The sequence below is a fragment of the Pelomonas cellulosilytica genome, from assembly GCF_021353265.1.
Classification (GTDB): Bacteria; Pseudomonadota; Gammaproteobacteria; order Burkholderiales; family Burkholderiaceae_C; genus Pelomonas; species Pelomonas cellulosilytica.
In genome coordinates, this window is the sequence record NZ_JAJTWU010000004.1 from 184,059 (window position 1) to 199,210 (window position 15,152).

At 67.4% G+C, this 15,152-nt stretch carries 14 protein-coding genes; 11 read left to right on the forward strand and 3 right to left on the reverse strand.

The window, feature by feature from the left end; genetic code table 11:
- Nucleotides 1-40: 40 nt before the first annotated feature.
- Nucleotides 41-703 carry a hypothetical protein gene (locus tag LXT13_RS11880; RefSeq protein WP_233372139.1) on the reverse strand — a complete coding sequence of 221 codons (663 nt, stop codon included), beginning with the start codon at nucleotides 701-703 and terminating at the stop codon, nucleotides 41-43.
- Between the two features lie 105 nt (nucleotides 704-808).
- Here LXT13_RS11880 and LXT13_RS11885 point away from each other — a divergent pair, with 105 nt between their 5' ends.
- The 3 genes from LXT13_RS11885 to argG are packed head-to-tail and all read left to right on the forward strand — an operon-like array spanning nucleotide 809 to nucleotide 2,966.
- A complete protein-coding gene (locus tag LXT13_RS11885) occupies nucleotides 809-1,369 on the forward strand; it encodes a YaeQ family protein (protein ID WP_233372140.1) in 561 nt (186 codons plus the stop codon).
- On the forward strand, nucleotides 1,366-1,632 hold the full coding sequence (locus tag LXT13_RS11890; RefSeq protein ID WP_233372141.1) for a GNAT family N-acetyltransferase: 267 nt from the start codon (nucleotides 1,366-1,368) through the stop codon (nucleotides 1,630-1,632). Before LXT13_RS11885 ends, LXT13_RS11890 begins: the two co-directional genes overlap by 4 nt.
- 14 nt (nucleotides 1,633-1,646) lie before the next feature.
- Nucleotides 1,647-2,966, forward strand: coding sequence for an argininosuccinate synthase (gene argG / locus LXT13_RS11895; protein WP_233372142.1), 1,320 nt, complete (start codon nucleotides 1,647-1,649; stop codon nucleotides 2,964-2,966).
- Here the strand turns inward: argG and LXT13_RS28960 are convergent.
- Together LXT13_RS28960 and murB are read right to left on the reverse strand one after the other, a co-directional pair.
- Nucleotides 2,963-3,193 carry a hypothetical protein gene (locus LXT13_RS28960; RefSeq protein ID WP_419964671.1) on the reverse strand — a complete coding sequence of 77 codons (231 nt, stop codon included), beginning with the start codon at nucleotides 3,191-3,193 and terminating at the stop codon, nucleotides 2,963-2,965. The genes argG and LXT13_RS28960 overlap by 4 nt on opposite strands.
- A gap of 359 nt (nucleotides 3,194-3,552) precedes the next feature.
- A complete protein-coding gene (murB, locus tag LXT13_RS11900) occupies nucleotides 3,553-4,635 on the reverse strand; it encodes a UDP-N-acetylmuramate dehydrogenase (RefSeq protein WP_419964672.1) in 1,083 nt (360 codons plus the stop codon).
- 77 nt (nucleotides 4,636-4,712) lie between these two features.
- Between murB and LXT13_RS11905 the strand changes: the two genes are divergently transcribed.
- The 8 genes from LXT13_RS11905 (at nucleotide 4,713) to ileS (ending at nucleotide 15,151) form a co-directional block, all read left to right on the forward strand.
- Entirely contained in the window at nucleotides 4,713-5,207 is a 495-nt protein-coding gene (locus tag LXT13_RS11905; RefSeq protein ID WP_233372144.1) for a YajQ family cyclic di-GMP-binding protein, read from the forward strand.
- Between the two features lie 2 nt (nucleotides 5,208-5,209).
- Nucleotides 5,210-5,854 carry a retropepsin-like aspartic protease family protein gene (locus LXT13_RS11910; RefSeq protein ID WP_233372145.1) on the forward strand — a complete coding sequence of 215 codons (645 nt, stop codon included), beginning with the start codon at nucleotides 5,210-5,212 and terminating at the stop codon, nucleotides 5,852-5,854.
- Between the two features lie 54 nt (nucleotides 5,855-5,908).
- A complete protein-coding gene (prsT, locus tag LXT13_RS11915) occupies nucleotides 5,909-8,734 on the forward strand; it encodes an XrtA/PEP-CTERM system TPR-repeat protein PrsT (protein WP_233372146.1) in 2,826 nt (941 codons plus the stop codon).
- Nucleotides 8,735-8,903: 169 nt separating this feature from the next.
- A complete protein-coding gene (locus tag LXT13_RS11920) occupies nucleotides 8,904-9,818 on the forward strand; it encodes a PEP-CTERM sorting domain-containing protein (RefSeq protein ID WP_233372147.1) in 915 nt (304 codons plus the stop codon).
- A gap of 148 nt (nucleotides 9,819-9,966) precedes the next feature.
- Entirely contained in the window at nucleotides 9,967-10,509 is a 543-nt protein-coding gene (locus LXT13_RS11925) for a DUF3617 domain-containing protein (protein ID WP_233372148.1), read from the forward strand.
- Entirely contained in the window at nucleotides 10,506-11,231 is a 726-nt protein-coding gene (locus tag LXT13_RS11930) for a 16S rRNA pseudouridine(516) synthase (protein WP_233372149.1), read from the forward strand. Before LXT13_RS11925 ends, LXT13_RS11930 begins: the two co-directional genes overlap by 4 nt.
- A gap of 5 nt (nucleotides 11,232-11,236) precedes the next feature.
- Nucleotides 11,237-12,253 carry a bifunctional riboflavin kinase/FAD synthetase gene (locus LXT13_RS11935; RefSeq protein ID WP_233372150.1) on the forward strand — a complete coding sequence of 339 codons (1,017 nt, stop codon included), beginning with the start codon at nucleotides 11,237-11,239 and terminating at the stop codon, nucleotides 12,251-12,253.
- Between the two features lie 75 nt (nucleotides 12,254-12,328).
- Entirely contained in the window at nucleotides 12,329-15,151 is a 2,823-nt protein-coding gene (ileS, locus tag LXT13_RS11940) for an isoleucine--tRNA ligase (protein ID WP_233372151.1), read from the forward strand.
- Nucleotide 15,152 lies beyond the last annotated feature (1 nt).

Sequence of the window (15,152 nt, forward strand, 5' to 3'; positions counted from 1 at the left end):
CGGAAGCGGCCCTCGCATGCAGTCGGCTCTGGTCAAGCCATCACTTGGCGGCGGCGGCCTTTTCCTTGCGGATGGCCTTTTCGTCGTTCTCGTCGTAGGGCTTGTTGCTGCACTCAGCCTTCCACTTGTCGTTGGCGTCGAAGTACTTCTCCTGGCGCTCCTCGATGGCCTTGAACTGGGCATCCAGTGCGTCGACCTTGTCACCGAATGCCTTGCGCTTGGCACCCTGCGCCACGTCCGCGGCCTTGACGGTCTCGAACTGCGCGTTGAAGGCCGTCGTGCGGGCCTGGTAGGCGTCGCTGCGAGCCTTGAAATCGTTCTTCGAGAGCTTGGGCGCCTCGGCCGTCAGCGCTGCATGCTCAGCGAGGATGGCGTCCTTCTCGGCGCGCACTTCGGTGACCTGCTTGGCCAGTGCGGCTTCGCCAGCCTCGACTTCGGCCTTCTCGGCCTTGAGCTGCTCGGCACTGGTCTTGTAGGCGGCCTGCTCGCCCTTGATGGCCTCGGCCTCCTTGGCGTTGGCTTCCTGGCGGTCCATGCAGGCGCGCAGTTCGTCGCGCGACATCAGCTTGGCCTTGGGCTTCTCGACGACCGGATTGGCGACCTTGTTGTTCTTCGGATCGACCTTGGCCTTGGGATTGTTGGCGACCTGAGCGTGCGCGGAGAAGGCGATGACCAGGGCGAGCGGAAGAAGAATGCGTTTCATGAAGAGGGCGCAACCGGGTTGCGAAGGTTCGGAACGGGAAGCAGGATGATAGCCACGAGGCTTCCGGCCGATAATCCTCGGCTGCCCTTGGTTACCACCTCGTCCATGGCGCTCAAAGCCACCATCTACAAAGCCCAGCTCCAGATCGCCGACATGGACCGCCATGTCTATGGCGACCACAACCTCACGCTCGCCTGCCACCCGAGCGAAACCGAGGAGCGGCTGATGATCCGCGTGCTGGCGTACGCGCTCAACGTGCCGGCCGACGACCTGCGCGGTCGGCTCGAATTCACCAAGGGACTGTCCGACGTGGACGAGCCCGATCTCTGGCAGCTGGACCTCACCGGCGACGTGGTCCACTGGATCGACCTCGGCCAGCCCGACGACCGCCGGCTGATGAAGGCGCACGGCCGCAGCGAGCGCGTCAGCGTCTACAGCTTTGCCAGCAGCACCGATGTCTGGTGGCGCAATCTGGAGAGCAAGTTGACCCGCGCGCCCAAGCTGGCCGTCTGGCAGATCCCGGCCGAACAGTCGCAGGCGCTGGCCCAGCTGGCCGCGCGCAGCATGCAGCTGCAGATCAGCATCCAGGACGGCAGCATCTATGTCTCGACGACCGAAGCCAACGTCGAGATCCACCCCGTCGCATTGAAGGCACCCACCGCATGACGCCGAGGCATGAACCCGAGCGCCAGCGCTTCACGCTGCCGACGACGCCGGTCAGCGTGCTGGACTACCAGCTGGGTGACGGCCGGGTCGCCTTCGTCCACACCGGCGTACCAGCCGCGTACCAGGGCCAGGGCCTGGCGGCCCACCTCGTCGAAGCCGGCCTGCAATGGGCCCAGGGCCAGGGCCTGAGAGTGCAGCCGGCCTGCAGCTACGTTCACGCCTACATCCAGCGCCACCCCGAGTGGCAACACCTCGTCGCTTGAGAGAAGAACACACCATGTCCACGATCCTGCAATCCGTTCCCGTCGGCCAGAAGGTCGGCATCGCCTTCTCCGGTGGCCTCGACACCTCTGCCGCGCTGCACTGGATGAAGCTCAAGGGCGCCCTGCCCTACGCCTACACGGCCAACCTGGGCCAGCCCGATGAGCCGGACTACGACGAGATCCCGCGCAAGGCCATGCTGTACGGCGCCGAGAAGGCCGTCCTGGTGGACTGCCGCGCGCAGCTGGTCCATGAAGGCATCGCCGCGCTGCAGGCCGGCGCCTTCCACATCAGCACCGCTGGCGTGACCTATTTCAATACGACGCCCATCGGCCGCGCCGTGACCGGCACGATGCTGGTGGCCGCGATGAAGGCCGACGGCGTCAATATCTGGGGCGATGGCTCGACCTTCAAGGGCAACGACATCGAGCGCTTCTACCGCTACGGCCTGCTGACCAACCCGGCGCTGAAGATCTACAAGCCCTGGCTGGATCAGACCTTCATCGACGAGCTGGGCGGCCGCGCCGAAATGTCGGCCTTCATGACCGAGAAGGGCTTCGCCTACAAGATGAGCGCGGAGAAGGCGTACTCGACCGACTCCAACATGCTGGGCGCCACGCACGAGGCCAAGGACCTGGAGCACCTGAACAGCGGCATCCGCATCGTCAACCCCATCATGGGTGTGGCCTTCTGGCGTGAGGACGTGGTCGTCAAGGCCGAAGAGGTGTCGGTGCGCTTCGAGGAAGGCGTGCCCGTCGCGCTGAACGGCGTCGAGTACCGCGACCCGGTGGCCCTGCTGGCCGAGGCGAACAAGATCGGCGGCCGCCATGGCCTGGGCATGAGCGACCAGATCGAGAACCGCATCATCGAGGCCAAGAGCCGCGGCATCTACGAAGCCCCGGGGCTGGCGCTTCTGCACATCGCCTACGAGCGCCTCGTCACCGGCATTCATAACGAGGACACCATCGAGCAGTACCGCGACAACGGCCGCAAGCTCGGCCGCCTGCTGTACCAGGGCCGCTGGTTCGACCCGCAGGCCATCATGCTGCGCGAGACCGCCCAGCGCTGGGTGGCCCGCGCTGTCACCGGAGAGGTGGCGATCGAGCTGCGCCGCGGCAACGACTACTCGTTGCTGGACACGAAGAGCCCCAACCTGACCTACGCGCCTGAGCGGCTGTCGATGGAAAAGGTCGAGGACGCCCCGTTCAGCCCGGCAGACCGCATCGGCCAGCTGACGATGCGCAACCTGGACATCACCGACACCCGCGCCAAGCTGGGCATCTACACCGGCACCGGCCTGCTGGCGGGTGGCGGGCTGCCGAAGCTGGAAGGCTAGAGCTCTTGCGGGACAGACCATCGAACGCAGCGAGTAGCGCTGTCCCCAACTGACCAAAACGCCTCGGCGACGCGCAGGAAGCTCGAGAACCGCGGCTTCCGTGTCGGCGTCAAGTCGCGGTAGCGGTAGGTGACCGTCGCGCCGATGGGTGGCGGGTCGCGACGCTGGGTATCGGTGAAGCCGGTGCCCAGCTTGAAACGAACGCCCTCCGGCGTCTGCAGATCCAGCGCGCCGAGCTGGACGACGACGACGGTTCAGCATCCGCCAGCGGCTCGAGCTTGAGCAGCAGGCCGCTGCGACGTGATGAGACAGGCGCGTCCGCCCGGTGCAGCACCAGCCCCTCACCGCCGCCGTCGGCGACCTGCTTCAGCCCCGCCCGCAGCTCGGCGTTCGTCGCGCAGCACTGCTGCTCGACCGGCACGACGATGTCGCTGCCAAGTGTCTTGAGCTGCTCCGTCGGTGGCTGGAACGTGCCCTCCCCGGCCGGCAGTTCGAAGACGCGTTAGCGGACGCGCCGCCATCCGGCGTCAACCGGCTCCGCACGGCGCACCGTGGCCGACAGCGCATCGATGCGCCGGCTCCAGCTTCAGACGACCACGGGCTCGGGTTCCAGCCGGATGCCGAAGCGCCCGTAGACGCTCTCCTGGATGGCCCGCGCCAGCGTGACGACTTCGGCACCGCGCGCCTCGCCGCCTTTGTTGACCAGCACCAGCGCCTGCTTGTCGTAGACCGCCGCACCTCCCACGGCTTTGCCCTTCCATCCGCAAGCGTCGATCATCCAGCCCGCAGCCAGCTTCACGCTGCCATCCGGCATGGGGTAGTGCACGATGCCCGGGTCGCGGCCGATGATGTCGCGGCATTGCTCGGCCGTGACGACGGGGTTCTTGAAGAAGCTGCCGGCGTTGCCGATGACTGCCGGGTCGGGCAGCTTGGCGCGGCGGATGGCGCAGACCCAGTCGAAGATCTGCCGCGGCGTCGGATGGGTGACGCCCGTCTCGGCCATCTTGCGCTCGATCTCCAGGTAGCCCAGCACCGGCTGCCAGGGCCGCGGCAGCCGGAAGCGCACGCGCGTGATGACGCTCTTGCCAGCCAGACCGCCAAAGCCGCTGTGCTTGAAGACACTGTCGCGGTAGCCGAAGCGGCAGACCTCGGCCGGCAGCAGCGCAGGCCGGCCAGTGACGAGATCCATCGCCTCCACTGCTTCCAGCCGGTCCTTGACCTCAATGCCGTAGGCACCGACGTTCTGCACCGGCGACGCCCCCACGGTGCCGGGGATCAACGCCATGTTCTCCAGCCCGGGGAAGCCCTGTTCCAGCGTCCAGCAGACCAGGTCGTGCCAGACGACGCCCGCGCCGGCCTCGACGATCCAGGCGTCGTCGCGCGTTTCCAGCAGCCGGATGCCGGGGATCTCCACCTTCAGCACGACCGCTTCCACATCCTTCGTCAGCACGAGGTTGCTGCCGCCGCCCAGCACGAACTTCGGCGCGCGGCCCAGTTCCGGGTGGTCCACGACGCGGCGCACGTCGGCCGCCTCACGGATTCGCACCAGCCGGCGCGCCACGGCAGGCAGGCCGAAGGTGTTGTAGGGCCTGAGATTGACGTCCTCCTCGATGCGAAGGGAAATCGGCACACCTGCGGGCACTGCGTTCGAGGGGGACTCTGAGGGCATGGACATGGGACACTTTTAGGTGTTGCGCGGCGCGCAAGCCGCAAAATTTTCGCAGACGCACAGACCGACCACTCCAAATGCCCAGCTTCGATACCGTCCTCGAACCCGACCACGTCAAGATCCGCAACGGCGTGGACAACGCCATCAAGGAGATTGGCACCCGTTTCGACTTCAAGGGCACCGGCGCCAAGGTCGAGCTCAAGGAGAAGGACAAGGAGATCCACGCGACCGGCGACAGCGAGTTCCAGCTGGAGCAGATCGAGGCCGTGCTGTACGGCAAGCTGACCAAGCAGGACGTCGTCATCAGCTTCCTCGACAAGGCCGAGAAGGTCGACAAGCTCGGCGGCGACAAGGTGCGCCAGGTCTACAAGATCAAGGAAGGCATCGAGGCCGCCCTGGCAAAGAAGATCGTGACTTCGCTCAAGGAGAGCAAGCTCAAGGTCCAGGCCAGCATCCAAGGAGACACGGTGCGCGTGACGGGCAAGAACCGCGACGACCTGCAGGTGGCAATCGCCCACCTGAAGAAGAGCTTCAGCGATACGCCGCTGAACTACAACAACTTCCGCGACTGATCATGCATCGCCGCGCCTGCCTGTTCCTGCTGCCGGCACTCGGGGCAGCCATCGCGCAGCCGGCGCCGACGCAGGTGCAGCTCAACGGCATGCTGGGTTCGCGCGCCGCGCTGCTCATCATCGACGGCGAGCCGCGCACGCTGGAGGTGGGCGCCTCGGCCCGCGGCGTGCGCCTTGTGGCGCTGGAGGGCGACCATGCCGTCATCGAGGTGGCCGGCCGTCGCCAGAGCCTGGCGCTCGGCACCTCTCCCGCACGGCTGGCACCCGCGGGGCCGACCGTGCGCCAGATCGTCATGACCGCTGGCCCCGGCGGTCATTTCACGACGAGCGGTTTGATCAACGGCCAGACCACCAGCTTCTTGCTCGACACCGGCGCCACCAGCGTCGCGATCAGCCAGATCGAGGCCGAGCGGCTTGGCCTGCGCTACGCCAACGGTCGGCGCGTCATGACGCAGACGGCCAACGGTGCCGTGCCGGCCTACATGATCCAGCTGATGAGCATCCGCATCGGCGAGGTCGAAGTCCGCGACGTGACCGCCATCGTCATCCCCGGCCAGATGAACCATGTCCTACTCGGCAACAGCTTCCTGAGCCGTTTCCAGATGCGGCGCGAGAACGATGTCATGACCCTGGACTTGCGCTACTGATCAACGTGGGGGCGTTCTGCAAGAATTCGGCGCCTTCCCAGCCGGCCCGCCTCGATGACACGTCCCTCCGCCTCGTTCTCCGGCCTGCTGGCCGCCCTGCTGATTGCCGCCGCACCGCTGGCCGGGGCGGCCGAGGATGGCGCCACCAAAGCCTCGCGCTTCTACGAAGACGCGTTGCAGCGCTACGAGAAGCACGATGTCGCTGGCGCCATCATCCAGCTGAAGAACGCGCTGCAGGCCGACAAGACGCAGTTGCCGGTGCATGTACTGCTCGGCAAGGCCTTGCTCGCCGACAGCCAGCCGTCGGCCGCGGAGTTCCAGCTCGGTGAGGCGATCCGCCTAGGCGTCAACCGCGCCGAGGTCGTCGTTCCGCTGGCCATGGCGCTGAATGCGCAGGGCAAGCAGACGCAGACGCTGGAAGACCCTCGCCTGCAGCCCGCCGGCCTGCCGCCCGGCGTCCAGCAGCAGCTGTTGCTGGAGCGCGCCTTGGCCCAGTCCGACATGGGCGACACCAAGGCGGCGCTGGCCACGGTGATGGACGCGCGCGCCGTCAACCCCAACGACGCCAACGCCTGGGTGGCCGAAGTGCCGCTGCGGCTGCGCAACCGACAGTTCGCTGAAGCCACAGCCGCCGCGGACCAGGCGCTCAAGCTGGCGCCCGACAACGGTGAGGCGCTCTACCAGAAGGCGTCGATCTACCACGCCAATGGCCAGGCCACCCAGGCCCTGGCCGGCTACGAGCGCGCTATCAAGGCTCAGCCGCGGCATGCCGAAGCCCACCTTGCCCGCGCCGGCCTGCTCGTCGACCTCAATCGCGACGCGGACGCGCTGGCCGAGGTCAACGAGCTGCAGCGCCTCAAGCCCAACGACCCGCGCGGCGCCTACCTGCGCGCCGTGCTGGCCGAGCGCGCCGGCGACCTGCCGGCGTCCAAGGCGGCGCTCAAGCGCATCACCGAGTTGCTGGACCCGGTGCCCATCGAGTTCATCCGCTACCGCACCCAGCTGCTGATGCTCAACGGCCTGGCGCATTACAGCCTGGGCGAGATGGAAAAGGCCAAGCCCTTCCTCGAACTCGCTTCGCGGCAGCAGCCCGGCAGCCCGTTGACCAAGCTGCTGGCGCAGATCGCACTCGCCGAACCGAATGTGAACCGTGCGGTCGAACTTCTGGAAGCCTACGTCAAGGCGCGCCCCGGCGACGGCCAGGCCCTACTGATGCTGGCCAACGCCCACATGCGCCAGGGCCGCCATGCCCGCGCCACGCAGTTGATGCAGGACGCCCTGAAGGCCAAGGACGCCCCGGAGTACCGCACGGCGCTGGGGCTGTCGCTGCTGCAGTCCGGCCAGGCCTCCATGGCAGAAGACCAGCTCGCAAAGGCCTACAAGGCCGACCCGCGCCAGACCTACGCGGGTCTGGCGCTCGTCACCGTGCAGTTGCGCGCCAATCAGCCGGCCAAGGCCCTGGCAGTGGCCGACTCGCTGGCGCGCGCCAATCCGGACAACCCGACCGTTGTCATGGTGCAAGCCTATGCCAAGGCCCAGGCAAAGGACTACGCCGGCGCCCGCGCCGGCTATGAGAAGGCCCTGAAGCTCGACCCCGGCCAGCTTGAAGCTCAGCTGGGCCTGGCCCGCCTGGATGCCCTCTCCGGCAACTACGACGCCGCGGAGAAGCGGCTTCGCGCCGCACTGAAGAACGACGAGCGCAACGTCGACCTGCTGTTCGAGCTGGCTGTCGTCAACGAGCTGCGCGGCAAGGACGACGAAGCGCTGAAATGGCTGGACAGCGCCGCTTCCGCTAGCGGCCCCCGTGAGACACGCATCAATTTCGCGCTCGTCGCCTGGCACCTGCGAAAGGGCCAGCCGGCGCGAGCGATGGAGGCGGCCAAGGTGCTGTTGTCCAAGACGCCGGAGGACGCCGACGCGCTGCAGGCCTACGCCGCGGCGCAGCTGGCCAACGGCGATGCCCCCGGCGCGCGGACCAGCCTCACTAACGCATCGCGCCGCGCTGCGTTCGACACGCCTCGCCTCGTGGAAGTCGCCCGTCTGCAAGTGCAGGCGCAGGACCTCAAGGGCGCCGCCTACTCGCTGGAGAAGGCCCTCAGCGGCACGCCCGACGATCCGGCATCGCTGGCCATGTCCTCCAGCGTCGAGCTGGCCCAGGGGAATCTGGCGTCGGCGGAGCAGCGCGCCCAGCAGGTGATCAATGCCAATCCCAAGTCAGCGCTTGGCTACAACCTGCTCGCCGAAGTGGCGCTGCGCCGCGGCCAGGGCGCTGCGGCGGTCGATTCGCTGCGCAAGGCGCACGACATCGACAAGTCGTCCACGACGCTGACGCGGCTGATGCGCGTCCAGGCCGCGCAGGGAAACGCCGCCGCACAAAAGGTGGCCACCGATCTGGGCGAGGCCTGGCTGCGCAAGGCGCCGGGCGACGTAGCCGTTCGCAATGCGCTGGCCGAGCTGCTGGTGCGCGCGCATGACTTCGCCGGCGCCCGCCGGCAGTACGAAACGCTGCTGAAAGGCCGGCCCGACAACGGTGAGGCATTGAACAACCTGGCCAACGTCCTCCTCGAGCTGAAGGACGCGACCGGCGCCGCCGACACCGCCGAGCAGGCGCTGAAGACGGCCCCCCGCAATCCGGTGTTCCTCGACACCACCGGCTGGGCCAGCCATCAAGCCGGACGCTCCGACCGTGCCTTGCAGCTGCTGCGCGACGCCCGCCTGCGCGCACCGGACAACCCGGACATCCGCTACCACCTCGCCGCGGTGCTGGCGCATGCAGGGCGCAAGGCGGAAGCGCGGGAAGAGCTGAATGCTGCACTGCGCAACGGTGCGACATTCGCCACGGCCGCCGACGCCAAGCAGCTGCTCGCGACCCTCAACTGAGGGGGCTCGGGTCACTTGGCGGCGTGTCGGTCGTTCTTACAATTTGGTGCATCGAGGCGGGGCATGAATTGCAACTCCTTGTGCGGCAAAGAGTTTCGTCGCTGGCATCAGCTTTGCTAATAAGTTGCCGGAGACTTCCGCCGCCCGGCGACCGAACAAAGGAACAACGATGAAGATTCAAAACATCCGCTGGAGCTTGATGGCCCTGGGCACCTGCGCCGCACTGCTGTCGACGAGCGCCCACGCGGTGTGGACCTTCGATCAGACCAATGTCACCAACCTCGCGGGCACCAACGGCGGCGACCCGACGCTGTCGCTGAGCGGGGTCTACACCACCAACAACACGTCGACCGGCGCCGTCAACGGCAATTGGACGGCTGCGTCGCTGAGCTGGTATCAGTACAACGGCCAGGGCATGAGCTCGGACGGCAGCCAGACGCCCAACCATGCGCTGGACAACAACGGCAACACCGAAGCCGTGCTGCTGAAATTCGGCGCCAGCACCGTGCTGACCAGCATCGGCCTGGGCTACACGTCCAACGGCACCTGCTACAACTCGACAACCAAGGCCTCCAAGACGTTGGCCAATGACCAGAGCTGTTCTAGCCTGGGCAGCGGCTGGTCGCTGGTGCAGAACGGCCAGACGCAGGTCGACGTCTCCCTGTTCCGCTGGACCGGAACCGGCACGCCTACGGGCAATCCGACGCCGCTGGTCGGCCAATCCTCCACCGCGATGGCGGGCTGGGAGCTGGTCGGCAACTACGGCGACATGGTCACCGACACGAGCAATCCGTACAACTTGGTCAATTCATCCGGCAAGACGTCGAGCTGGTGGCTGATCAGTGCCTACAACTCGGGCTTCAGCCAGACGGCTTCCGAATCGCGAGGCAGCCTGGACAACGGCGGCGACTACTTCAAGCTGTACTCCGTGGCCGGCACCAAGTGCACCAGCACCGTCGACTCCAAGGGCGTCTGCGGCGGCACGACGTCCAAGACGCCCGAGCCTGCCACGCTGGCGCTGACCAGCGTCGCGCTGCTGGGTGTCGCCGGCCTGCGCCGTCGCCAGGTGAAGGCCAGCGCCTGATCCGGCATACCGTCCCACAAGAAGGCACTCCTCGGAGTGCCTTCTTGCTTTTCGGCCCGCGGCTCGAGAGAAGGCGACGCACCTGCGCCAGACGCACCGCCGGATGCGGGACACTCCCGGGTTGTTCGCCCGACCATGGAGGTTGCCGATGAAATTCCCCGTTGTGCTGCTAGTCGCCGGCCTGGCCGGTGCTGCGCAGGCCCAGACGATGAAGCCCGGACTCTGGGAGTTCAAGCAGACGCCCCAGCTCGACGCCGCCCACCAGGCGCAGATGGCCCAGGCCCAGAAGGCCATGGAGAACATGCCGCCCGATCAGCGCAAGCTGATGGAACAGATGATGGCCCAGCGGGGCGTCAGCGTGAACATGAACGGCGGCACGCTCTCGGTCCGGACCTGCGTCACGAAGGAACAAGCCGAACGCAACATCGCGCCGATGACCAACCAGGGCAACTGCACGCAGGACGTCAAGCGCAGCGGCAACGTCATCCAGACCCATTTCGTCTGCACCAACCCCGCCTCCGAGGGCGACGCAACCGTCACGCTGAAAGGAAGCGAAGGCTTCACGAACGATGTGACGGTGCGGCGCCCCAGCCAGGGCAAGACCGAGACCATGCGCATCAGCGGCGAGGGCCGCTGGCTGGGCGCCGATTGCGGTGACATCCAACCCATGAAATCCCAGGTCAAGCCTTGAAGCAGCGTCTCTCCCAGATCCTGTTCAGCCAGGGCTTCGGCACTCGCCGGCTGTGTACCGGCCTTGTGTGGAACGGCGAAGTCGCTGTCAACGGCGAGATCGTCGACGACCCGGATGCGGAGTTCGAGACGGCCGGGCTGCGGTTTACCGTTGCCGGCACCGAGTGGCCCTGGTTTGACAAGGCGCTGATCCTGCTGAACAAGCCGGCCGGCTACGAGTGCTCGCAAAAGCCCAAGCACCACCCGAGCGTCATGAGCCTGCTGCCCGCGCCGCTGCGCGAGCGCGGCGTACAGCCGATCGGCCGGCTCGATGAGGACACGACCGGCTTGCTCTTGCTGACGGACGACGGCACGCTGATCCACCAGCTCACGTCGCCCAAGCACCATGTGCCCAAGGTCTACGAGGCCCGCTGCAAACACCCGCTGACGGCAGCCATGACCGAGCAGTTGCTCGCCGGTGTCGAACTGCGCGAGCCCGAAGGCAAGTTCCAGCGCCCGCCCGAGGTCAGCAAAGCCGAGGCGGCCGAGATCGTCGACGAGACGCTGCTGAGGCTGACGTTGATAGAAGGCAAGTTCCACCAGGTCAAGCGCATGGTCGCCGCAGTCGGCAACCGGGTGGAGGGCCTGCACCGGCCGCAGTTCGGCGCACTGCGTTTGCCGGATGACCTGAAGCCTGGCGAGTGGCGCTGGATCGCCAGCCCCGCCGACGTGTGGGGACAATGAGGTCCATGCGAGTTTTTAGAGGCTTCCACCATCCGGGTATAGCGCCCGCATGCGCGCTGACCATCGGCAACTTCGATGGCGTGCACCGCGGCCATCAGGCCATGCTGGCGCTGTTGCAGTCCGAGGCTCGCCACCGCGGCCTGCCGACCTGCGTACTGACGTTCGAGCCGCATCCGCGCGACTTCTTCGCCGCCAAGTCCGGCAAGCGGGAACTGGCGCCATCCCGGATCGCCACGCTGCGGGACAAGCTCGGCGAGTTGGAGCGTTGCGGCATCGACCAGGTCGTCATCCTGCGCTTCGACGAGACACTCGCCGGCCTGCCACCGCAGGACTTCATCGGCCAGGTGCTCGTCGAAGGCCTGGGCGCCCGGTACGTGCTGGTCGGTGACGACTTCCGCTTCGGCGCGAAGCGCCAGGGCGACTACGCGACGCTGGACGCCGCCGGCCGCGCCCGCGGCTTCGACGTGGCCCGCATGATGAGCTATGAGGTCCACGGCCTGCGCGTCAGCAGCTCCGCGGTGCGTGAGGCGCTCGCACGCGGAGACATGGCGGCCGCGGCCCGGCTGCTGGGTCGCCCTTACACGATCTCCGGCCACGTCACGCACGGGCGCAAGCTCGGCCGGCAGCTCGGCGAGAGCACGCCCGGCGCAGCAGACGGCTTCCGCACGCTCAACCTGCGTTTCGGCCACGACAAGCCCGCCGCCCACGGCATCTTCGCGGTGCTCGTCCACGGCCTGGCGCCCGAGCCGCTGCCGGGCGTGGCCAGCCTCGGTAACAGACCCACCGTCGAAGACGCCGGGCGCGTGCTGCTGGAGGTGCATTGCCTGGCCTGGCACCTGGGGGCCGAGGGGGGCTACGGTAAACTCGCCCACGTGGAACTGCTGCACAAAATCCGCGACGAAGCCAAGTACGACGGGCTGGAGGCGCTCACCGCCGCCATCGCTGCCGACACTGCGGCAGCACGCGCCTTCCTGGCCACCCACGCCAAGGTCAGCCGCCAGACCACGCGCGACCGAATTTGAAGCGGCGCCCCCCGCCGCTCTTCGCTCCGCCCTCCCCGCTTCCGAACCGCCAGACCTTCCGTCTGGCCGCACGCCATGACCACCCCGGACTACCGCTCCACGCTCAACCTGCCCGACACGCCCTTCCCGATGCGCGGCGACCTGCCCAAGCGCGAACCGGGCTGGGTCAAGGCCTGGGAGGAGCAAGGCCTGTACAAGCGGCTTCGCGACGCCCGCTGCGGCAAGCCGAAATTCGTTCTGCATGACGGCCCGCCCTACGCCAATGGCCAGATCCACATCGGCCACGCCGCCAACAAGATCCTCAAGGACATGATCGTCAAGGCGCGGCAGCTGGCCGGTTTTGACGCGGCCTACATCCCCGGTTGGGACTGCCACGGCCTGCCGATCGAGAACCAGATCGAGAAGACCTTCGGTCGCGGCCTGCCGCGCGACGAGGTGCAGGCCAAGAGCCGCGCCTACGCCACCGAGCAGATCGACGGCCAGCGCTCGGACTTCAAGCGGCTGGGCGTGCTGGGCGAGTGGGAAAATCCGTACAAGACGATGAACTTCGCCAACGAGGCCGGCGAAATCCGCGTCTTGAAGCGCATGTTCGAGCGCGGCTTCGTCTACCGCGGCTTGAAGCCCGTGTACTGGTGCTTCGACTGCGGCTCGTCACTCGCCGAGTTCGAGATCGAGTACGCCGACAAGCAGAGTCCGGCTGTCGACGTGGCCTTCCTGAGCGCCGAGCCCGAAAAGCTGGCCGCCGCCTTCGGCGTCGCGCCGCTCGCCAAGGAAGCATTCACGGTCATCTGGACGACGACGCCCTGGACCATCCCGGCCAACCAGGCGCTGAACTTGAACCCCGAGCTGCCCTACGCGCTGGTCGACACGCCCAGGGGCTACTTCGTCGTCGCCGAGGCGCTGGTGGAGAAGTGCCTGGCGCGCTGGCAGTTGGAAGGCAGCGTCGTCGCCGTCGTGCCAGGCCGCAAGCTGGAGCTGCTGAAGTTCAAGCACCCGCTGGCTCACGTCCACCCGGGCTACGACCGCGAAAGCCCGGTGTATCTGGCCGACTACGCCACCGCCGACGATGGCACCGGTGTCGTCCACTCCGCGCCCGCCTATGGCCTGGACGACTTCCAGAGCTGCGTCGCCCACGGCCTCGCCTTCGACGACATCCTGAACCCGGTCCAGGGCAACGGCGCCTACGCCGCCGACCTGCCGCTGTTCGGCGGCCAGCACATCTGGAAGGCCAACCCGGTCATCGCGCAGGCGCTGCTGGATGCGGGCCGGCTGATGGCGCAAAGCAAGATCACCCACAGCTACCCGCACTGCTGGCGCCACAAGACGCCGGTCATCTACCGCGCCGCGGCGCAGTGGTTCGTCCGCATGGACGAAGGCGACGGCCTGTTCACGACCGACAAGGCGCCGCAGAGCCTGCGCAAGACGGCGCTCGCGGCCATCGAGGCGACCAGCTTCTACCCCGAGAATGGCCGCGCCCGCCTGCACGACATGATCGCCGGCCGGCCCGACTGGTGCATCTCGCGCCAGCGCAGCTGGGGCGTGCCGCTGCCCATCTTCCTGCACAAGGACACGGGTGAAGCGCATCCGAACACGCTGGAATTCATCGAGCGCGCCGCCCAGCTCGTCGAGCAGCACGGCATCGAGGCCTGGTCCAAGCTCGACCCGGCCGACTGGCTGGGCGCCGAGGCCGCGCAGTACACCAAGGGCAACGACATCCTGGATGTCTGGTTCGACTCCGGCTCCACCTTCGAGCACGTGCTCAAGGGCAGCCACAAGGGCGCCGCCCACGAGACCGGGCCGGAAGCCGACCTGTACCTCGAAGGCCACGACCAGCACCGCGGCTGGTTCCACTCGTCGCTGCTGATCGCCTGCGCCCTCTACGGCCGTGCGCCGTACAAGGGCCTGTTGACCCATGGCTTCGTCGTCGACGGCCAGGGCCGCAAGATGAGCAAGTCGCAGGGGAACGTCGTCGCGCCTCAGGCGGTGTCCGACAAGTACGGCGCCGAGATCCTGCGCCTGTGGACGGCCGCGACCGACTACTCCGGCGACCTTGGCCTGGACGACAAGATCCTCGCCCGCGTCGTCGACAGCTATCGCCGCATCCGCAACACGCTGCGCTTCCTGCTCGCCAACGTCAGCGACTTCGATCCCGCCGCCGACGCCGTCGCGCCGGCCGAGCTGCTGGAGGTGGACCGCTACGCGCTGGCCCGCTCGGCCGAGCTGCAGACAGAGATCCTGGCGCACTTTGAGCGCTACGAGTTCCACCCGGTCGTCGCCAAGCTGCAGGTCTACTGCTCCGAAGACCTCGGCGCGTTCTACCTGGACGTGCTGAAGGACCGCCTCTACACGACGGCGCCGAAGAGCCTGGCCCGCCGCTCGGCGCAGACCGCGCTGTGGCAGATCACGCACGCCATGCTGCGCTGGATGGCACCCTTCCTCAGCTTCACCGCCGAGGAGGCCTGGGCCGTGTTCGCCAAGGGCGACAGCATCTTCACTGAAACCTACTGGGACTTCGGCGCGACCGACGCCAACCTGCTGGCCAAGTGGCAGCGCATCCACGAGATCCGCGACGAGGTCAACAAGGCCATCGAGGCCGTGCGCACGACCGGCGCCGTCGGCGCATCGCTGCAGGCCGAACTGGTGCTGCAGGTCAACGAGCAGGACCAGGCCCTGCTCGCCAGCCTGGGCGACGACCTGCGCTTCGTGTTCATCACGTCGGCGGTCAAGCTGGTGTCGGCGGCGGAGTTCGGCGTGACCGTCACGCCCAGCGCCCACGCCAAGTGCGAGCGCTGCTGGCACTACCGCGCCGACGTCGGTCGCAACCCGGAGCATCCGACGCTGTGCGGCCGCTGCGAGAGCAACCTCTATGGCGCGGGCGAAGTCCGCAAGGTGGCCTGAC